Source organism: Devosia salina (assembly GCF_019504385.1).
Classification (GTDB): Bacteria; Pseudomonadota; Alphaproteobacteria; order Rhizobiales; family Devosiaceae; genus Devosia; species Devosia salina.
On sequence record NZ_CP080590.1, the window covers coordinates 2,271,419 to 2,291,524 of the forward strand.

At 61.1% G+C, this 20,106-nt stretch carries 18 protein-coding genes and 1 pseudogene; 6 read left to right on the forward strand and 13 right to left on the reverse strand.

Annotated elements, in window-relative coordinates; all coding sequences use genetic code 11:
- Nucleotides 1–204: 204 nt before the first annotated feature.
- The 4 genes from K1X15_RS10995 (at nt 205) to K1X15_RS11010 (ending at nt 5,334) form a co-directional block, all read left to right on the forward strand.
- Nucleotides 205–1,086, forward strand: coding sequence for an AraC family transcriptional regulator (locus tag K1X15_RS10995; RefSeq protein ID WP_220303651.1), 882 nt, complete (start codon nt 205–207; stop codon nt 1,084–1,086).
- A gap of 333 nt (nt 1,087–1,419) precedes the next feature.
- Nucleotides 1,420–2,451 (forward strand): ABC transporter ATP-binding protein, encoded by a 1,032-nt coding sequence (locus K1X15_RS11000; RefSeq protein WP_240549467.1) that lies wholly within the window; start codon nt 1,420–1,422, stop codon nt 2,449–2,451.
- Nucleotides 2,452–2,596: 145 nt separating this feature from the next.
- Nucleotides 2,597–3,625, forward strand: coding sequence for an extracellular solute-binding protein (locus K1X15_RS11005; RefSeq protein WP_420828338.1), 1,029 nt, complete (start codon nt 2,597–2,599; stop codon nt 3,623–3,625).
- Between the two features lie 164 nt (nt 3,626–3,789).
- Complete coding sequence (locus K1X15_RS11010; RefSeq protein WP_220307513.1) at nt 3,790–5,334, forward strand: ABC transporter permease; 1,545 nt, start codon at nt 3,790–3,792, stop codon at nt 5,332–5,334.
- Between the two features lie 527 nt (nt 5,335–5,861).
- Here the strand turns inward: K1X15_RS11010 and trhA are convergent.
- The 5 genes from trhA to K1X15_RS11030 form a co-directional block, all read right to left on the reverse strand.
- Nucleotides 5,862–6,512: a PAQR family membrane homeostasis protein TrhA gene (trhA, locus tag K1X15_RS11015; protein WP_220303653.1), complete on the reverse strand. Its 651-nt coding sequence runs from the start codon at nt 6,510–6,512 to the stop codon at nt 5,862–5,864.
- 90 nt (nt 6,513–6,602) lie between these two features.
- Nucleotides 6,603–6,824, reverse strand: a complete 222-nt coding sequence (locus K1X15_RS21505) for a hypothetical protein (protein WP_338033459.1) — start codon at nt 6,822–6,824, stop codon at nt 6,603–6,605.
- 155 nt (nt 6,825–6,979) lie between these two features.
- A complete protein-coding gene (locus K1X15_RS21510) occupies nt 6,980–7,339 on the reverse strand; it encodes a hypothetical protein (RefSeq protein WP_338033460.1) in 360 nt (119 codons plus the stop codon).
- A gap of 152 nt (nt 7,340–7,491) precedes the next feature.
- Nucleotides 7,492–7,776, reverse strand: coding sequence for a GlsB/YeaQ/YmgE family stress response membrane protein (locus tag K1X15_RS11025; RefSeq protein WP_220303654.1), 285 nt, complete (start codon nt 7,774–7,776; stop codon nt 7,492–7,494).
- A 56-nt stretch (nt 7,777–7,832) separates the two neighbouring features.
- Nucleotides 7,833–8,747 (reverse strand): PAS domain-containing protein, encoded by a 915-nt coding sequence (locus K1X15_RS11030; protein WP_220303655.1) that lies wholly within the window; start codon nt 8,745–8,747, stop codon nt 7,833–7,835.
- Nucleotides 8,748–9,439: 692 nt separating this feature from the next.
- On the opposite strand from K1X15_RS11030, the gene K1X15_RS11035 reads away from it, so the two are divergent.
- A complete protein-coding gene (locus K1X15_RS11035) occupies nt 9,440–10,750 on the forward strand; it encodes a DUF2254 domain-containing protein (RefSeq protein WP_276315254.1) in 1,311 nt (436 codons plus the stop codon).
- A gap of 428 nt (nt 10,751–11,178) precedes the next feature.
- Here K1X15_RS11035 and K1X15_RS11040 read toward each other — a convergent pair whose 3' ends face one another.
- From K1X15_RS11040 to K1X15_RS11055, 4 genes and pseudogenes are all read right to left on the reverse strand, one after another.
- On the reverse strand, nt 11,179–12,051 hold the full coding sequence (locus K1X15_RS11040) for a sugar phosphate isomerase/epimerase family protein (protein ID WP_220303657.1): 873 nt from the start codon (nt 12,049–12,051) through the stop codon (nt 11,179–11,181).
- Entirely contained in the window at nt 12,048–13,070 is a 1,023-nt protein-coding gene (locus tag K1X15_RS11045) for a zinc-dependent alcohol dehydrogenase (protein WP_240549468.1), read from the reverse strand. The genes K1X15_RS11040 and K1X15_RS11045 overlap by 4 nt, the downstream gene beginning before the upstream one ends.
- A gap of 628 nt (nt 13,071–13,698) precedes the next feature.
- Nucleotides 13,699–14,004: pseudogene (locus K1X15_RS11050) on the reverse strand (RraA family protein); the annotation flags it as partial.
- Nucleotides 14,001–15,014, reverse strand: a complete 1,014-nt coding sequence (locus tag K1X15_RS11055) for a hydroxyacid dehydrogenase (RefSeq protein ID WP_220303659.1) — start codon at nt 15,012–15,014, stop codon at nt 14,001–14,003. The pseudogene K1X15_RS11050 and the gene K1X15_RS11055, both read right to left, overlap by 4 nt.
- Before the next feature lie 103 nt (nt 15,015–15,117).
- Between K1X15_RS11055 and K1X15_RS11060 the strand changes: the two genes are divergently transcribed.
- Nucleotides 15,118–16,020, forward strand: coding sequence for a LysR substrate-binding domain-containing protein (locus K1X15_RS11060; protein WP_220303660.1), 903 nt, complete (start codon nt 15,118–15,120; stop codon nt 16,018–16,020).
- A gap of 285 nt (nt 16,021–16,305) precedes the next feature.
- On the opposite strand, the gene K1X15_RS11065 is transcribed toward K1X15_RS11060, so the two are convergent.
- The 4 genes from K1X15_RS11065 to K1X15_RS11080 are packed head-to-tail and all read right to left on the reverse strand — an operon-like array spanning nt 16,306 to nt 20,088.
- The gene (locus K1X15_RS11065; RefSeq protein WP_220303661.1) at nt 16,306–17,298 is read right to left on the reverse strand and encodes an ABC transporter ATP-binding protein; all 993 of its coding nucleotides are present in this window, start codon (nt 17,296–17,298) and stop codon (nt 16,306–16,308) included.
- Nucleotides 17,295–18,275 (reverse strand): ABC transporter ATP-binding protein, encoded by a 981-nt coding sequence (locus K1X15_RS11070; protein ID WP_220303662.1) that lies wholly within the window; start codon nt 18,273–18,275, stop codon nt 17,295–17,297. The genes K1X15_RS11065 and K1X15_RS11070 overlap by 4 nt, the downstream gene beginning before the upstream one ends.
- Nucleotides 18,272–19,153: an ABC transporter permease gene (locus K1X15_RS11075; protein ID WP_220303663.1), complete on the reverse strand. Its 882-nt coding sequence runs from the start codon at nt 19,151–19,153 to the stop codon at nt 18,272–18,274. Before K1X15_RS11075 ends, K1X15_RS11070 begins: the two co-directional genes overlap by 4 nt.
- Entirely contained in the window at nt 19,153–20,088 is a 936-nt protein-coding gene (locus tag K1X15_RS11080; protein WP_220303664.1) for an ABC transporter permease, read from the reverse strand. The genes K1X15_RS11075 and K1X15_RS11080 overlap by 1 nt, the downstream gene beginning before the upstream one ends.
- Nucleotides 20,089–20,106: the final 18 nt, after the last annotated feature.

A 20,106-nucleotide genomic window follows, 5' to 3' on the forward strand; every position in this document is an offset into this window, starting at 1 on the left:
TAGCCGCCGGCGACTTCGATATCCTGCGCATTGTCCAGCGGTTGTCGGCCGACAAGAGGCTCTCGCAATGACGGCCGCCAACCTCGTCGGGCTCGCCAAGGGATGGGCCCTGCCGCGATCCAGCGCTCACCGGATCCTCCTCGATCATTGCCTAGTTCTGCTTTTGACTTGTCGTGAACCGCCCTGCGTGCGAGGGATCGGGTCATGCAAGAGCTGCTACAAGTACTGCGCCAACTGGCCACGCGGGCCAAGAACCGGCGCACCGAAACCGGCATACCCCGTGTGGCCATGGTGCAGGGTGAAATCCCCGAGCATCAGCTCGCCGCCGTCTATCAGCCGATGGTCAACCTGATCCTCACCGGCTCGAAGACCATGACGGTGGGCACCCGCACCCTGCACTATGATCCGGCGACCTATTTCGTCATGTCGGTCGACCTTCCGGCGGCCGGCTCGGTGCATTCCGCGCCCGGCGGCGAGCACTATCTTGCCCTCAGCCTCACGCTCGACCCGGCTGTGGTCGCCAATCTTCTGGCCGACATGGCCAAACCCTCGGGTGGCGCCCTTTGCGAGACCGGCTTTGCCGTTGCCCCGACCCCGCCGGAACTGCTCGACGCCTGGATCCGTATGCTGCGACTGATGGATCGGCCAGATGAAATCGCGGCGCTCGCACCCCCCTATGAGCGCGAAATCCTGTTCCGCGTGCTCCAGGGTCCGCTGGGCTGGATGCTGCGCGATATCGCCATGCCGGAAACGCCGATTTCGCGCGTCGGCGTGGCAATCCGCTGGATTCGCGAGAACTTCTCGGCGCCGCTGCGGGTTGATGATCTGGCCAGAATGACTGCGCTCAGCGTTTCAGCCTTCCATCGCTACTTCAAGGCGGTCACCGCACTCAGTCCAATCCAGTATCAGAAGCACGTCAGGCTGCTGCATGCGCGATCGCTGCTCCTGTCCGGAGAGGGGTCCGCCACGGCGATTGCCTTTGGTGTCGGTTATGAAAGCCCAAACCAATTCAGCCGCGAATATGCCCGCCAGTTCGGTTTGCCGCCGCTCAAGGATGTCGCACGGCTTCGGCTCCAGGCGGCCTAAAAAGGCAACACGGCCACATCACAGATTCCTTACCGTGTCTCTGTCCCGACAATCCAGTCGCAACTATACGCCGGCAAGCACCGTCGGCTCTCCCGAGCGCTGACATTAGCGACTGAGCGGACCGACTGCTTCTGGGAACTCGGGGAGGCGGTCTGAACGACGGATTTGGGGCGCATCTCAGCGTCCGACGTACCAGCTCCGTAAGGGCGACGGCCAATGGCACTTGCATGAAAAGGGGCGCATTGGCGAAACCCAGTTCGAGGCAGACATATCACTACTTGACTCAAACCCTGGCGAGTCCCCTTTTTACCGCTCATGACATCGCCCCAGTCCATGCTCGTTCTCTCGGGTGTTACCCGCTACTTTGGCAATGTGGCAGCGTTGCAGGATGTTTCACTTGAGCTAGGAGCCGGACAAGTTCTGTGCCTTGTCGGGCATTCGGGATGCGGCAAGTCTACGCTGCTCCGAGCTATTGCCGGGATCGAGACGCTGGATGCGGGCAGCATCGCGATCGATGGCGCGCCTGTCTCGGGAGAGGGTGTCTTTGTCGAGCCCGAGCACCGCCGCATCGGGTTCATGTTTCAGGATTACGCGCTTTTTCCACATTTGAGTGTGTGGGACAATATCGGCTTCGGCCTCAGCCAGCTGACGCGTGGCGAGCGCGAGTCCCGGATCAGCAATGTTTTGGGCCGCATTGGCATCGAGAGCCTGGCTGATCGCTATCCGCATATGCTCTCGGGTGGCGAACAACAACGTGTGGCCCTCGCCCGAGCCCTGGCGCCGCAGCCGCGCCTGTTGCTGATGGATGAACCCTTCTCCAATCTCGACCGCGGCCTGCGCGACCGGGTGCGGCAAGAGACCCTCTCCATCGTGCGCGATCTGGGAACCACTGCCGTAGTGGTCACGCACGACCCCGAAGAAGCACTGGCCATCGGGGACATGGTGGCGCTGATGCAAAAGGGAAAGCTGGTGGAGGCCGGGACGGGAGAGCGCATTTATGACGCGCCCTGGACAACCTATGCCGCGCGTTTCTTTTCGCGCATGAATGTCATTCCTGCTCGCCTATCGGCTGGTGTGCTGGAGACGCCGCTGGGGCGTTTCCCGGCGCCGGCCCTTGAAGGCGTGCCCACTGTTCTTTTGCGCCCACAATCGATCATCCTCCGCGAGGCTGGGATAGCCGCAACCATCGTCGACCGGTCGGTTCTTGGCGAGATCGAAGAACTGCTCGTAGCGGTCTCGGGCATTGATAGGCCTCTTGTGGTACGAGGGACTGACCGACATGACGTCAGGCCCGGCGACGACGTCTTCATCTCGGTAAACGCCCATGAAGTCATGATTTTTCCGCAGGAAGCCGATCCGAACTGATTATTGAAGACGATCAGCACATTAGAGTCATTCTAAGCGTTGCCGGAATAACTTGACTTTCTTAGTCCGCTATGGCTTTAGCGGCGCCAACAAGGGCGCTGCAGGTCTGTCAGCAGGCCCGGAATGGCACCCAGGGAGATCGACTATGCGCCATCTTTTCAAGACCGTCAGCGTTGTCGGCATGCTGGCTATGGGACCAGCCGTCTCGGCGGTGGCCCAGGAGGTCAACATCTACACCACGCGTGAACCGGGCCTGATCCAACCGATCCTCGACGCCTTCACCGCCGAGACTGGCATCACGGTAAACACTGTGTTCCTCGAAAGCGGCTTGATCGAGCGCGTGCAGGCCGAGGGCGAAAGCTCCCCGGCTGACCTCTTGATGGCTGTCGACTTCGGCGCGCTGATCGATCTCGTCAATGCCGGCGTCACCCAGCCGGTCGATTCTGAGGTTCTTGAAGCGGCAATTCCGGAATCGCTGCGCGATGCCGATGGCAACTGGTTTGCCCTTTCGGGTCGTGCCCGCGTCGTCTATGCCGCCAAGGAACTCGAATTCGACAGCATCACCTATGAGCAGCTCGACGACGAAGAATTCCGCGGCAAGCTGTGCATCCGCTCCGGCCAGCACCCCTACAATACGGCGCTGTTCGCTGCCTACATGGCCAAGCATGGCGAAGAAGCAACCAAGACCTGGCTCGAAGGCATCAAGGCGAACCAGGCCCGCGCCGCCGCCGGCGGCGACCGTGATGGTGCCCGTGACATCGCCGCCGGCATCTGCGACATAGCCGTTGGCAATTCCTACTATTTCGGCCTGATGGCCAGCGGCGCCGGTGGCGACGAGCAGAAGGCCTGGTCGGATACGGTCAAGGTGATCCTGCCGACCTTTGAGGGCGGCGGCACCCTGGTCAATGTCAGCGGCGCTGCCGTTGCAGCCCATGCCCCGAACCGCGACGAGGCGGTGCAGCTTCTGGAATACCTGGTGTCGGATGCGGCTCAGAAGCTCTATGCCGAAGCCAATTTCGAATACCCGGTATCGACCACTGCCGAAGTTCACCCGATCATCGCTGCCTTCGGCGCGCTGAACCCCGACAGCCAGCCGCTGACCGACGTGCTGCCGTTCCGCGCCCGCGCCAGCGAGCTGGTGGACGAAGTCAACTTCGACACCTTCGGCAATTAGGTCCAAGGTCGGCGGTCTTTGGGCCGCCGCGTTTTCGCGTGGCCGACTTGAGAGCGGGACGCCGACAGAGGCGCACCCACATCGCCATCACCCCTTGGGCCGCCGTGGCATTTGCCGCGGCGACTCTCGCGCTTGTGCCCATCATCGCCATCGCCGCAACCGCCATGGCCGACACCGGTGGTCTCTGGGGCCACATCGTCCAGTTCGTGCTGCCACAGGCGACCTGGAACACTCTGGTGCTTCTCGCGGGCTCGGGTTTGATCGCCACCATGGTGGGCACCGGCGCCGCCTGGATCGTCAGCGCCTATGATTTCCGCGGCCGCTGGTTCCTCGAATGGGGCCTGCTGCTGCCCCTGGCTGTGCCCACCTACATCATGGCTTATGCCTATCTCGACATTCTGAACCCGCTAGGCCCCGTGCAGGGGGTGCTGCGCTGGGTCCTGGGCTATTCGAGTCCGCGCGAATTCCGCCTGCCCGATATCCGCGCCATGTGGGGCGCCATACTCGTCTTCGGGTTCGTCCTCTACCCCTATGTCTACCTCACCGCCCGGGCCATGTTCCTCACCCAGGCCGCCAATGTCACCGAGGTCGCCCGCACGCTGGGCGTGCCGCGCTCGGGCATTTTCTGGCGCGTGGCCCTGCCTCTGGCGCGGCCGGCCATCGTGGTCGGCGTGTCGCTGGCGCTGATGGAAGTGCTCAACGATGTCGGCGCCTCGCAATTTCTCGGCGTGCGAACGCTGACGGCTACGGTCTATACGACCTGGATCGTGCGCACAGACCTCGCAGGCGCCGCCCAGATTGCCATCAGCATGCTGGCGATTGTCCTCGCCGTGCTGATGCTGGAGCGCTGGGCCCGACGCAACCAGCGCTTTGCCTCCACAGCCCAGAATGCGCGGCAGATGCAGCGCCAGGTCTTGCGCGGTCCGGCGGCGCTCATTGCGTTCCTGCTCGGTGTGGCGCCCATCGTCATCGGCTTTGCCGGGCCGGCGCTGTACCTGATTGTCGCCGCCATCCGGCGCGTGGAGTTTGCCGGCCTCTCCGCGTCGCTGCTGCGGGCGACCATCAATACTGTCAGCGTCTCCGCCATGGCGACGCTGGCCATTCTCTCCATCGGCTTTGCCGTCGCCTATGCGGCGCGGCTTTCGACATCCCGCTGGACGTCCGGCGCCATGCGCGTGGCCGCCTTAGGCTATGCCGTGCCCGGGACTGTGCTGGCAATCGGCATCCTCGTGCCGGTCGCCGCCTTCGACCGAACGCTGGGCAATCTCTGGCATGCCTGGACCGGTCTGTCTGGCGGGTTGCTGTTGCTCGGCTCGGGTGCGGCGCTCATCTATGCCTATGCAGCGCGGTTCCTCGCCATTTCCGTCGGCGGCATCGATGCGGGGCTGAGCCGCATTCCGCCTTCCTACGATCATGCATCGCGCACGCTCGGGCAGTCGGCCGGCGGGACCTTGACTAAGGTTCATTTGCCGCTGTCGCGGTCAGCACTGACGGCGGCGGGGCTCCTTGTCTTTGTCGATTGCATGAAGGAACTGCCGGCAACGCTCTTGCTGCGCCCGCTCAATTTCGAGAGCCTCGCGACCTTGCTTTACGGCGAGGCGGCGCGTGGGACCTATGAGGACGCGGCGCTGGCGGCCCTCATCATCGTCGCCATAGGCATCCTCCCTGTAATATTGCTGGCCAGGACTTCAAGAGCGGCGACGCCGTAAGCACTGGCCGCCTACCTTGCATCACGGGCAAAGGCGGCACGTTGCCGATCCCGATTTCTGCCGCCTGAGGTAACGTCGCGGCTCGGCCACGCCTCCGAAGTATTGAGCGCCTGTGCCGTCATTTGTTTACCTGCCATGTGGTGGCAGACCAGAAGTCACTTTCGGTAGCTCTAGCTACCAGGAGCTGCCAACCCCAGCAGTCCGCCGATGTCAGCTGTCGGGAACCGGCTAAGGTTTGTCGAGCGGCAGAAATGGGGCGCGTACCTGCCTGACGGATGGGCAAACTAATGCCCACCGGGCACGATGTCCCCCTATGACTTTGAGCATGCAGAAGGCACTAGGGACGAAAGTGAAGAAGATCAAAGTCTGGAAGAGCGCCTAAAGGAAGAAGTGCAGCGGGAGATTGATGGTTGGCTGAAGGGCCGGGCGTAAGACCGTCAAATTGAAGCGGACATGCAGCTCCGAGCAAAGCACCAGAATGCGGCACCACAGCCTTCAATGTTGTGTCGCTCGGTTGGTCCCGGCGATCAGGAGCGGACCACAAACAGTCCCGCCAGTACGGCTACCCAGTGCGTCGCAGCCGCAGCGACCACGTGGCCGTGCCAAATGGCTTTGGCGAACTGCAGTCGCTTGTTGGTGTAGAAGAGAACACCAGCTGAGTACAACAGGCCGCCTAGGGCGAGGAGCCCCAGCACCACCCCAGACGTCATGTTCGCAAGGGGAATTGCCGCGATGGCGCCGATCCACGCCAGGCCCAGATAGATGGGCACCCATATCTTCTGGCTTATCGGAGGCAGGAAGATCTTGCCAACAATTCCCAGGCCGGCCAGCAGCCATAGGCTTGTCGTCAGCGACCATGCCCAGGCGCCCGAGAGCAAATACGCCGTGAACGGCGTATACGTGGCCGCGATCATCAGGAAGATGCCGACGTGGTCGAGCCGGCGCAGGATGGGCTTCCATTCAGCTGGCGCGAAGTTGTAGGCGGTGGAGAACCCGAACATGCACACCGCGCCAAGGGAGTAGATTGCGATGACGGCAAGCTTGCCAGGGGCTGGATCCTGAACGCCCATCCAAAGCAGGATGCCGCCGCCCAGGATGGCAAGGCAGAGGCCAAGCAAATGCACGACCAGGTCGGCGTTACGCGCCTGGTCGCTCGGATAGTGGGGGAGCGCCGCCATGAAGCCTCGGCCGGTAATGTGATTGTCTTGTCTAATGTAGGAACCATGGAACGATAATGCGACAAAGTCCCAGCTAAGTGATCGGGCGGTTCAACGCCCCGCTATGGTGAGAGTGACGATGACGCCTTCGGCAGACCAGTCGTAAGCGATGGAGCCGCCGAGTTGACCCGTGACGCTGCGGATCACCAGCTGACTGCCGTAGCCATCGGCGCCGTTGGATGGCTGCACATCAGGGCCGCCGCGTTCAGTCCAGACGATCGTGACGACCTCACCGTCGCAGGTCCCCGATATATCGAGTGTTCCGGTTTCCATCGAGAGGGCGCCGTATTATCAGGAATTTGGTGGCCAGTTCATGCGCGGTCAAAGCCAGCGCGGTCGCAGTGCTCTCGCCGATGCCCATGCTGGCACGGCGACGCGGATGCGGCCGGTGAATGCGCCGGTGTTCTCATAGGGGACGAGAAGGATGGTCAGCAAATCGCCCAGCAGGGCAGTACCGCCCTTTTGCCCGGCAGCGGCCGGACCAGATCGTGGGCCAGCCCCAGGGCAGTCAACCTGTCGGTGAGGACGTTGGCCATTTCCTTGGCTGTGGTTGTGGAGCGCGCCGAGATGCGGGTCAGTCCAGCAGCGATGGCGAGGAGGCTCGGAATCATTGCCCAGACCGCGTGCCGAAATCCAGTGGATGACTTCGCCCAGCATGACGCGGAAGTCGCCGTGAACGCTGCCCGTACGCGATCGCGGTCGGCTGGGTGGATGTGAGCGGAAAGGTCTTCCAAAGCGACGGTATCGCTCTGGGGCAGTCCCCAGTGGACAAAGCCCTGTTCGTCCATCGTGAACTGTCGGTGTCGACATCCAGGACCACAGCGAGACGCCCGCCGCCTGCAGCGCGCGCCTCAGATTGTCAGGTTCCCACAGGGGGTGGTCCGTGACTTTCAGCGACGCCGTCATCCACCCTCGATTCCTGGTTTGGCAGCGGCGCCCGTCAGCTTCGCAAGAAGCCCCTCGTTCCGCTGCCTCGCACCAGTCCGATGAGGACGAGGAGGAGCACAGCGCCCGCGGTGGCATTGACGATCGCCGAGACGATCCCATCGCCCAACCTTATGCCCAATTGGGGCAGCAGCCAACTGCCAGTGAAGGCGCCGACCACGCCAACCGCGAGATTGCCGACAAGCCCAAAGCCGGCACCTCGGACGATGACCCCGGCCAGCCAGCCGGCGACGAGGCCGACGATGAGGATGATCAGGAGGCTTTCAGTACTCAGTTGCATTTCTGTGTCTCCAGCGCGACCTCGCGCGATTGGCAGTGGCGGGTATAGCGCTGTCGTTATTGCAGCAGCAGTTGGCGCGCAGCCGCGTTCGCTTCGTCCATGGCGGCGTCCAGCGTCGCCTTGAGGATGCGGAGTTCGGCATGGAGACGCGGACCGATATCGAGGCTTTGCCAATCGGTGAGCTTTTGTTGCCACTGGGCGACTTCGACGATGAGCTTCCGCGAACGCTCGGCCGTATCGGGGTTGAGTCGATTGCCCACCCTTTCCCGGTTCACGGCGAGTTCAACAAGCTCGATGGTCTCGTCAATCCAGCGAGGAATCTCTGTGCGGACGGCGGCAATTTCGGCGTCGATCGGATGGTCGCGCATCTGGTTCTCGGTCATGGCGTCACTCTCCCCGGTCTTCGGGCGGGAAGTCGAATTGCACCGAGACACCAGACGGCAAGTCCAGCTCGGAGAGTAAAAAACGGTGCCACGCTCAAGATCAGACTCCCATACGCCTTGGCCGGCGCTTTCGAGCGCAAAGCTCCAGCGCCTCTCCGCTGCAGCCAGCCCCAGCGCGGCATTCTTCTGCTCCTCGATATCGGCGGCTTGAAGCCAGAGATACTTTGGCTGCCCCGAGCTATCATTGAGGAGCGATACCGATATGCTGACCCAAAGGCGGCGATTGTTCGCATCAACGAAGCGATGCTCGGCCCGATATGAGGGCCTGCGTCCTTCAAGCAATGCCTCAGTCAGCCATTGAGCCTCGTCACGATCGGCAGGGTAGACTGCCTGCACCAGGTTTAGGCCCAAACACCCTGTCCGGCCCCGGCCCAACAACTCGTCTCCCGGTCCGTTGGCATAAAGCACAACGCCCCGCAGATCCAGGATGTAGCTGGGCAAGGGAGCCTGGTCGAGTAGCCTGGAAAGAATGCCGAAGTCATCGTCCAATTCTTGACCGAGGTTTTGTGATGCGGTGACCTGCATCATTAGCGCCCGGCCTTCCATACTACTGGCTCCAACCTCAGCCGCCGGAGGCGTACATTCTGAGGCTCTCCCAGCCCATCACCTGGTTGGTTGTTCTTCCAGCACGCCACGGCTTACCTCCTGATAGCCATAGAATTTCCACACCAGTGATTGTCGAGAGCTTAATCATCGCAGGCATTCTGTATGCCTGGCATCACGTCCCGGCTCATGGTTAGGAAACAACAAATGCCACCGCCCTCTCTGACAGTTGTGCTGCGCTGCTCTCTTGAACAGTCTTAACCCAATAACTTGGCTGGGGCGAACTATCCGGGAGAAACCAGTCCAATGAACAGTATTGAATTTCATTGATCGGGGATTACAGACCGGGAGTCGCCGAACCCCATCGGGTAACCCACTTTTTGGTATTTCGCCGCTCGAGGAGGTTGTCCGCCGCCTCCGGCACAGTGCCCATCGCCTGGCCACCCACTTCGTCCGTGTCGGTTGCCAGGTCGCCTTCAGTGGCCTCCACCATCTCAGAACCGCCCTGCTCCGGCGAAGGCGGCCCTCTTTTGCGCGATGTGTGATGACCGAACCGTGGCTAGCCTGCCGCGTTGTGCTTATTAGCCGCCGATTGTCGTTGGCCGCGCCCACCACGAGGTAAGGAGCAGCAACTGCCACCGCAAACCAACCTGTCTTCGCCTCTACGTTCCGGCCGATTGGCGGTCACGTGGGATCGCATTCGCACTAGCTTCTGGTTCGTGCCCGGAGCCATGGCCTTGCTGGCCATGGCCCTGGCGTGGGTTGCCCACAAGGGCGACCTCTGGATTGCGCTGCTGGAACGGGATGAGCTCCCGCCGGTGATTTACGTCAGCGACGGCGCCAACGCCCGTGACGTGGCCTCGACCCTTCTGGGTTCGATGATGACGATGACGAGCCTGGTGTTCTCGATAACCATGGTTGTTCTGACACTTGCTGCCAGCCAGTTCGGTCCACGTCTGATCCGCAATTTCATGGCTAGCCCGCACACGCAGGTGGTTCTTGGCACCTTCGTGATGACCACGATCTACTGTCTGCTCACTCTGGGCACTATTGGTTCACGCGCCGCCAATCAGCAGCAAGCCTATCTGAGCGTGAGCCTTTCAATAGGACTCGTGCTGCTTAGCGTTGGCCTCCTGGTCTTCTTCCTTCATTTTCTGGCCCGTTCCATTGTGTCGGAAAGCGTAATCGAAAGAGTAGGAAAGGAGATCGGCTCGCTATGGGACGAACTGGATCCCGTTCCCCACGAGCAGGGGCAGAATTGGGAGGCACCGGTACCTGACGACTACCGAACGGGAGCAGCCTTATTTGGCCCCTCACGTGACGGCTATGTCGCCACCATAGATTTTTCCCACCTTGTGGACCTTGCGGAGCGGCATGATGTGCTCATCAGCATCGGCTTCGGACCTGGCGAATATGTGGTTGAGGGCGGCGTCGGCCTGGGCGTCTATCCAGCTTCCCGATGTACTGACCGAACGCGTGAGCAAGTTCAAAAAGCCATCACCGTCGCGTCGCAGCGCACCCCCGCTCAGGATCCGGAATATTCGATTCGGCACTTGGTGGAGATTGGCGTCCGTGCACTTTCACCAGGGGTAAGCGATCCCTACACAGCCGTCGCTGTTATCAACCAGCTCTCCGCTTCGCTCTGCCGGTTGATGGCACGGGCCTTGCCTTCTGGGCAGCTTCACGACCAGCGAGGGCATCTGCGCGTGATCTGCCAAAGACCAACCTACGGCACCCTTGTCAGTGCTGCATACAACCAGCTTAGGCAGAATGCCGGTGGCGCAGCTTTGGTCTATATTCACCTGGTTGAAGCTCTGCACCGCATCGCGGAGTTCTCGACGCTCGAGGCGCAGCGGGAGGCACTGCGTCACCAATTGGGCATGGTGTGCGCGGCGGCTGCCAGAAACCTTCCGGAAGCGTACGATCGGCAAGCGGTTGAGAGCAGAGCGCAGCTTGCTCTGTCAAAGCTAAATGCCATCTCGGACTAACCCTCGCGAGGATTCTCTGACAACGCAGGGAAGCTGGCCAGGGAATTGGTATCGCCCCTTGCGCATTGTGGCTCCGCGGGGACGTGAAAAGGACCCGGGAGAATATCCAGAAGGGCGCAACGCAATTGCAAAAATTAGAAATTTCAACCAGCAGTTTTTTTGGGCCGGCCCTTCGGTAGCCTGAGTGGCAGGAATGGGTCGCGCATCTGCCCGTCGCGTCATCAAAGCGCCCTTCCCTCCAATCCTCCACGTCAGCGCCTTGAGCGGGGCCGTGAGTGGACGGGCAGCTTTGGAATGAGAGACAGAAAAAGCAACAGCCGTGTCTCTGGATAGCGTGCCAGACACGCCTCGATCCGGGCGAGCTGGCAGGGGGCGCAACGCCGCGCATCGCCAGCCGTCAACGCGACTCCGTGCTAACCGACTGCAGGTCAAGACAAGCTCAGCCTTTGAGCAACCAACTTAATATGTGCCAAACCGCGCCGGTACGCCTGCACATCGAAATGCTCAAGCATCAGCGGCACGTCACGACCGAGCCTATGTATCTCGGACAGGTAGGCGGCATAGTCGAGATTACCCTCGCCAGGCGGCACTTCGTCCATGTGGAACGAGATTGTACCTGGGCCACCCTGCATTACTATATCCTTGGCGTGGCAAGAAACCACCCAGGGCCCCAGAAGCGCAAAGGCTTCCCGGATCATGCGCCCACTGTTGAAGTAGAGCCTTGGTGTGATCACCATGTTCACCGCATCGATATGGGCGCCGAACTGCGGGCGGTCGATCGCCTTGAGTAGCTTCAGGTAGTTCTCGGCCGTGTCGGTGACGAGCCAGGGCACCATCTCAAGCGAGAATTTGGTCCGCTTTGGCTTGACCGCGTCGATCACATAGCGGGCCGTATCGACAGCCCGCTGAAATCCCGCTTCACTCTGGTTATCGGGATGCGGGCCATAGTCGTAGTTGTCACTCAACTGCCACGGATCACCTGCATGGCCGACCGTGCCATGAAAGGCAACGCAGGCCCGGGCACCCATCTCCTCGGCGAGCGCCAACTGGTGGACGGCATAGTCGAGATTAGCCCGTCGTTGTGCATCGTCATGCGCAATGAGGTTCTTCCACGCGCCACCCTCGGCGATGACGACATCAGCAGCAGCCATGGCCTTGACGATAGCGGCGATCTCCTCGTGCTTGTCGATGCTGATATTGGGCATATAGGCGGCGTTGTATCCGAACTCCACATGCGCGCGTGCATATGCGTCCGGATCGCCCTGATAGTCGATGCCATAGCCGCCGATCCGAAGGGTCATTGTACGTCCTCCGGCTGCGAATTGTGCTGGTTCCGATGCTCCGGCACCCCGGCTGGGTAGAGCAGAACCTTGCCGCAGGACCCTGTTTCCTGCAGCGCGAAAGCCTTCGCCACATCTGCCATGCTGAAGCGGTGTGTCATAAGCGCGTCGAGCAATGGCCGCGCATCGCGCAGGCGTTGCATCATCGCGTCGCCAAACCGATCATGGTTCCAGTGCCAGCAGCCATAGATTTCGACTCCCTTGCCGGTAATGCGTTTGACCGGCAACTCACCCGACCAAGTGACGAAGGAAAGGCGGCCGCGGGCGCGGATTAGTTCCAGAACAACTGGTGGCGCCGAAGGATTGTTGCTGGTCTCGATGCCGGCATCGGCGCCGTATCCGCCGGTTAGAGCCTGCACCTGCTGAAGAATGTCCTCCGCCCGCGGATCGAGAACAAGTTCCGCACCGAGCTTGCGCGCCAGTTCAGCCCGATAGGGATGAAGCTCGAGCGCGATGACACGCGCACCTATTGTCCTGCCATTGACCACCGCTCCAAGGCCGACTGCGCCGCAACCAGACACAAGCAGGGTCTCACCGGCCTTGACCCCCATTCGCTCCATCGCAGTGAAACTGGGCCCAAGGGCACAAACTGCCATCGCCGCATGATCGGTCTCGATGTCGTCAGGTACCTTGTGCAGCAGGTAGTCGGGCTTTAGCAGATAATCTGCATAGGTGCCGATACCGCTGGTTGATCCGGTTTCGACCAACAGGTCACGCTGCTCGATGCAGTGGATATGCTCGCCCGCCTCGCAGGCCGGACAGGTGCCGCATCCGGCATGCGGCATGACGATGACCCGGTCGCCAGTCCTGAGCCGCGTCGAATTAGCCGCATCGACAACAAGTCCCACTGCTTCGTGACCAAGTTCGCACGAATGCGTTCCGGCGCGCCAACCCTGCCATTCCGTACACATGGGTGCGACAAGGATCTTCACCTTGACGACATCTCCGCTGGCACGCGGTTCGGCCCGGTCCGTCATCATTGCCTGACGCGGACCGTCTATCTCTACGCTGAAAATTTCTTCCTCCTTCGATCAGCCATTTGGCTGCTCACTTCTGCGGTGAGTGCCCCATGCTAGCTTCGGTGAGGTACGTAAGGCAACAAGCAACCTTTTGGGCGGAAGTGCCCTGATCGTGCCGCGTCTTCGGCTCAGGCGTATGAGGGAACCTATTGATCCTGAGCATGAAGCTTAGAACCGCACATGGCCGATTGCTGCTCCAGAAGAGATGCCTCGCCTGCCCTTGTCTGCTTTCGATGCCCTCCTTCCACAGCCTGGCAGTCCGGTCTCCACCCCATTAGAGCGTTTCTGCTGAGCCGTTTCGGATGGCAGCTTTCCGGAAATCGACCGAGGGGCCCGGATGTCTTCTGTGGATGGCCCCCGCATTGCAAGAGGTAATTCGGTGTTCTGGCGCGTTGGTCGGGTGCAGTCTTCTGTCCGGCCTGTTGATGCAGTCAGTAGAGACTGCTGGCCCTGATGGGGCCGGCGAACAGGGTCCCAATCTTAAATTCAGGCTATGATGCCTCAGACATTCGACGGGTTGTCCCTGTTTCCGGCCTGACCGGTTTCGCCATCACATCGCGTCGCTCTCACAACTTCATGGAGCCGGTTAGGCCAGCATCAACTCTCCCATGAGCGAGTTGGTGAGATCGCCACCCGCATCAACGACGATGACGTCGCCCGGCTCGGCCATATCGATGGCCTTATGGAGCATGAGATTGTCGCCCGGCCGCGTCTTGACGGTCAGCGCCGGGCCGGCCAGCTGCCCGTCCCGATGCATCATGGCGAGACGCGGACCGGCAGCACTCATGCGATGCATGCTGTCGCTCACATTGGCGACGGGAAGCGTCCGAAATTGCTCCACCAGTTCGCCGGAGACCCGCCTTTGGCGCTGGAGGACTCGGAATCCAGGGATCATTGCAGGCCTCCTGCCAACTGAACTGCGGCACTCTTTGATAGCTGCTCGCGATTGACGATGCGGCTGGCTGGCAGCGGGCGACCCGCGAGGTAGTCGATGACGCCTTGGGCTGCCTCGACACCCACCCGGGCATTGGCCGCGGTGGTGACGCCACCGATATGGGGTGTCAGGACGACCCGGTCGCTAGCAAAGAAGGGATGGTCCGCAGCGGGCGGCTCCTTGGCAAAGGTATCAAGGCCGGCGCCGGCGATTTTTCCGGCGTCGAGTGCCTCGATCAATGCCGCCTCATCGATAAGCCCGCCCCGCGCCGTGTTGATGAGGATAGCATCCTCTCGCATCAGGGCCAGCGACCCGCGATTGATCAGGCCGCGCGTCTGTTCGGTCAGCGGGCAATGAAGGCTGATGACATCGCAGTTTTGCAACAGGTCCTCAACCGAGCTCGCGCGCCCCACACCGCAGCGCACGAAGACCTCGTCGGCGGCGAATGGGTCATAGGCGATGACGGCCATGTCGAAGGCCTTGGCCAGGCGCGCAGTGTGCTGGGCAATAGCCCCGAAGGCGACCAGCCCCATGGTCGATCCGGCAAGCTCGCGACCCTTGAAATCGGGCTTTTCCCAACGTCCCTCCCGCAAGCCCCGGTCGAGTGGCACCAGGCGCTTGGCCACCGCGACCAGCAAGGCCAGGGCATGCTCGGCGACCGAAACCGCATTGGCTCCCGAGGCGACGATGACCGGCACGTCATGGGCGCTTGCTGCATCGAGGTCAATATTGTCGACCCCCACGCCATGCTTGGAAACTATCCTGAGTTGCGGAGCGATCTCAAAGATCGGGGCCTCGATGCGGCCCATGCGCGAAATGATTGCGATCGGCCGGTGCTCGACCACATGGGACCTGAGCACCTCTGCATCCGCATAGGCCGGGAGATAGACCGGCTCATAGCCGGCCTCGCTCAGCACGGCCACGGCGGCTGGAGCCAGGCTTGGCCCGGTGATCAGGATAGTCGATGCCATAAATCCTCCTAGCCGGCCTTCCGCCGGTCTATGAGGAACCTTATCAATAGACAGTCTAAATCAAAGCGGGTAATTCTTTCCATTATAATTAGAGAAACTTAACATGGACACAAGGCAACTCAAGTCGCTGACGGCCATTGCCCGCACCGGCAGCTTTGCCCGGGCGGCCGAACTGGTCAACCTGACGCCCTCGGCGGTCAGCCAGCAGATTCAAGCACTTGAGTCGGAAGTCGGGGCATCTCTCTTCGATCGCTCCAGCCGCCCCCCCAGCCTCACACCGGCAGGCATGCAGATGGTCAGCCTTGCCGAGGAAGTGCTCCGCCTCACCGACTCCGTCGTAGATGCGATCAACGGCACGAGCATCAGCGGCACCCTTTCCCTTGGGTCTGTTCGCACCAGTGCTCTTGGCCTCCTGCCAAACGCCATTACCCGTCTCAATGCTCTTTATCCGCAGGTGCGCACCAAGTTGCGCGTTTCGATGTCCGAGACGTTGATGTCTGATGTCGTGGTGGGTCGGCTCGACGCGGCGATGGTGGCCGAAATCAACGAATTTCCGTCGACATTGCGCTGGCGTCCGTTCCTGCGCGAACCCCTCTTGGTGATCGCCCCGCCCGGAACCGCAGCGGGATCAGCCTCGGATTTGCTGGCAAGATTTCCCTTCGTGCGGTTCCGCAGCAATGTCCCACTTGCTCATATGATCGACCGCGAATTGGCCAGGATGAATGTCGTACTCAACGAGGTCGCCGAAATGGACACAGTCTCCTCAATCACGGCCTGTGTCATCAATGGGCTGGGCGTATCAGTCGTGCCGCAGATTGCGGTTGCGGAAAGCAGCGTGCCGCTCGTCACCGCCCCTTTCGGCAATCCCCAGGTGTTTCGGCAGATCGGATTGATCGAGTCGCGTTCGGGGGCCAAGGCCGTGCTGATCGACGAACTTCACCGGCAATTGGTGGCAGCTAGCGGTTCCTTCGGATGGACCGGCCTGGAAATGGGCGATCAGGAGTGACGTTGTGAGGGGGAGCGGTGGGCGCGGCGAGTGGACCGTCTCGCCTCGTCACAGCAACGCGATCCTGATCGGGGATCATGAGTGGCAGGAATGGGGCGCGTTGCTGCCCGACGGATTATTAAAGGCCCCTGCCCTTCCCGCCAGGTTCGAGTCAGAGCCAGAAAGAGAGAGTGCCACCCGACGGACCGACCAGTAGAGCACAACAATTCCCCGATCCTAAGTTTCACTGCCTGGGTGCTTATTCTCGAAGCGGGTGCTGCTCGAACCCTCGCGCTGCGGCGCCAGCTAAATCTTAATCGGAAAAGGTGCAGCAAAATGACATGCCGCAGCCTGACCTGGCGCCACTTCTGCCAATGGCGGTACTTTCTCCCGGCATAGTGGTTGGGCCAAAGGACAACGCGTATGGAAACTACAGCCTGGCGGAACCTTGGTGGGGCTAGGCACGTCGCCCTCCAGGACGATCCGATTTCCTTTTCGCGTAGGATCCGGTTCCGGCGCTGCAGAGAGCAGCGCCTGGGTGTAGGGGTGATGCGGCGCACCATAGACTTGGTTTTTGGGGCCGATTTCCACCACCCGTCCCAGATACATCACCATGACGCGGTCGGCGATATGTTGGACCACCGCCAGGTCATGGGCGATGAACAGATAAGAGAAGCCGCGCTGGGCCTGCAAGTCCTGCAACAGGTTAACGATCTGCGCCTGCACAGATACGTCCAGCGCCGAGACAGGTTCATCCGCCACAATGAAGGCCGGGTCGAGCGCAATAGCCCGGGCAATGCCAATTCGCTGGCGCTGACCGCCCGAAAATTGCCGTGGATGCCGGTCCATGGCGGCAGTCGGCAGGCCGACCTGTTCCAGCAGCGCCGCCACTGCGTCGCGCTTTTGTCGCACCGAGCCCGCTAGTCCGAACACTTCGAGCGGCTCGGCGATGATCTGGCCCACCGTGCGGCGCGGACTGAGCGAGCCATAAGGGTCCTGGAACACCATCTGCATCTTCTGCCGCAATTGCCGCAGACCAGCCTTGCTCAGCGTTGTCAGGTCCTGACCCTCGAAATAGATCTGTCCCTGGCTCGGTTCGATCAGGCGCAGCAGCAGCCGGCCGAGCGTGGATTTGCCGCAGCCCGATTCACCCACCACGGCCAGCGTTTCACCGCGCTTGACGTCAAAATCGACGCCATCCACCGCATGAACGGGCGGTCTGGCGGGCCGGAAGCCGATGCCCCCGGCATCGCCGAACACCTTGCCTAGATTTTCTGCACGCAACAGGGGGGCGGTCATTGGGCGTTCTCCCCGGCAACCCAGCAGGCCGCCTTGTGGTTCACACTCATGTCGAACATGGGTGGCATCTCCTGCTGGCATCGAACCTGCCGCACCTCGCAGCGGGCATAGAAGGGACAGCCCTGGCGCACCGAACCCGCGGGCGGCACCGAGCCCGCAATCTGGTAGAGCCGGGCGCGATCATCGTTAAGACGGGGGATCGAGCGCAGCAGGCCCTGCGTATAGGGATGTCGGGGATCTGCGAAAATCGAATTCACATCCGCATCCTCAACAACTCGTCCCGCATACATCACCACTACACGGTCGCAGACTTCGGCGATAACCCCCAGATCGTGTGAGATCAGCAGAACGGCGGAATTGGTCTTGTTGCGGATGGACTTCATCAGCTCGAGCACCTGTGCCTGAATGGTGACATCCAGTGCCGTGGTCGGCTCATCAGCGATCAGCAGTTTGGGATTGCAGGCCAGCGCCATGGCAATCATGACACGCTGGCGCATGCCGCCGGAGAACTGGTGTGGATAGGCGCCCATGCGCGAAGCCGGATCGGGAATGCCGACAAGGCCCAGCATCTCGATGGCCTTTTCGCGGCGCGTGCGCGGATCCAGACGCTCATGCAGCTTGATCGCCTCTTCAATTTGGTCGCCGATGGTCATCACCGGATTGAGCGAACTCATCGGCTCCTGAAAAATCATGGCGATATCGCGGCCGCGTATGGCAGGCATCCGCGATTTTGGCAGCTTGAGTAGGTCCTGGCCCTCGAAGGCAATACTGCCCGAGACGATCCGTCCTGGCGGCTCGGGAATAAGCCTTAGGATGGACAGCGAAGTGATCGACTTGCCAGATCCGGATTCCCCGACGAGGCCGACGGCGCCCCCCATTTCGATCTCAAAACCCACCGAATCCACCACCCGGATGGGGTTCTGTGGTGAACCGAACTCCACCGAGAGGTCTTTGATACTCAACAACGGCTTATTCATTCGCTGATCTCCGGATCAAGGACGTCCCGAATGGCATCGCCGATGAGGTTGAAGGACAACACTACCAGGGTGATGGCAAAACCAGCGCCGATGATCGGCCAGGGCGAACCGAAGATATTGCTTAAGCCGTCGCGGATGATATTGCCCCAGCTCGGATGGGGCGGCCGCGTGCCCATGCCGAGAAAGCTCAATGCCGCTTCCAGGCGAATGGCCGAGGCCACCCAAAGGGTCATCAGCACCACAATCGGCGCCGCGATATTTGGCACGACATGGCGCAGAATGATAACCGGCGTGCGCACCCCGACTGCAATTGCCGCCTCAATATAAGGCTCCTGCTTGACCGACAGGGTCGATGCCCGTGCCACCCTGGCGAATCCAGGCACGAAGGCGATAGTCAAAACGATGATGATGTTCCAGAATCCGCCGCCCAGCGCAGCCGAGATGATGATGGCCAGAAGCAGTTCGGGAAAGGCGAGCAGAAGATCGATGAGGCGGGTGACGAGGCGGTCAAATATGCCACCGAAATAGCCCGCAATCACCCCCAATGTGGTGCCGACCAGCGCCGCGAGTACCGGCGCGATAAGGCCGAAGATGAGCGAATTGCGGGAGCCATAGATTAATCGAGACAAAACGTCACGACCGAACTGGTCGGTACCCAGCCAGTTTTCCGCGGAGGGATAGGCATTGATCTTGAGATAGCTCTGCGCCAGCGGGTCATAGGGTGCCAGCATTGGCGCAAAGATCGCGATACAGCCGAAGATGAGGATTACGCAGGCCGCCACGATCGTCACGGGACGCCCCAGAAAGATGGCGGCAAGACCGGTAAGAAACGGTGACTCGCCCCGACCGCTAGCCGGCGTGGTTTCGATACTGGTCATTACTGAACCCGAATACGCGGATCGATCACAATATAGGCGATGTCGATCAGGAGGTTGATGAAGACGACGAAGAAGGCGAAGATTACTGCGCCGGCTTGAATGACCGGATAATCCCGCTCGGCAATGGCGCTGATCAGCGTTTCTCCTAAGCCCGGTCGGTTGAACACCATCTCGATCGCCACCGACCCGGACAGTGTCGCCAGAAGGCTTAGTCCCAATCCCGTGGTGATGGGCAGCAGCGCATTGCGCAGGCCGTGGCGGTATATGACGCGACCTTCCCTGGCGCCCTTGGCCCTGGCCGTGCGCACGTAGTCGCGTCCCAGCACCTCGAGCAACGAGGTGCGGGTAAGGCGACCCAAAAAGGCAGTCTTGACCATGGCCAGAGTCAGGGCCGGCAGGAACACGTGGTACATGCGGCTGGCGAAATCGGTGCCGCCGCCATTGATCGGGAACCAGCCCAGATTGAGTGCGAAGACAATCAGCAGCAGCGCCCCGAGATAAAAATCGGGAATGGCATAGCCGATCAGCGAAAAAATGCGCACGCCATTGTCCGGCAACTTGTTGCGATTGGTGGCGGCGAGCACGCCCAAAGGCACGCCAAAAAGCACCCCCATGCCGGTGGCGACGATTGTCAGTTCGATTGTGTAGGGCAGATTGGTGGCGATGATCTGAGCCACGGGGGTATTGGAGACCAACGAGCGCCCCAGATTGAGCGTCAACATATCCCAGATAAAGATGAAATATTGCTGCCAGAGCGGCAGGTTGAGCCCCATCTGCTCGCGGAACAATTCGAGCTGATCAGGCGTCGCCATGTCACCCAGCGCCACCTGCGCCGGGTCACCGGGAAGAATGCGGAGGGCCACGAAGACCAGCGTCAAGACCAACAGAACCGTTGGAATGGCGTCGACCAGACGCAATAAGATCATGCGGAGCATGTTCGCGACCCTCCCCGG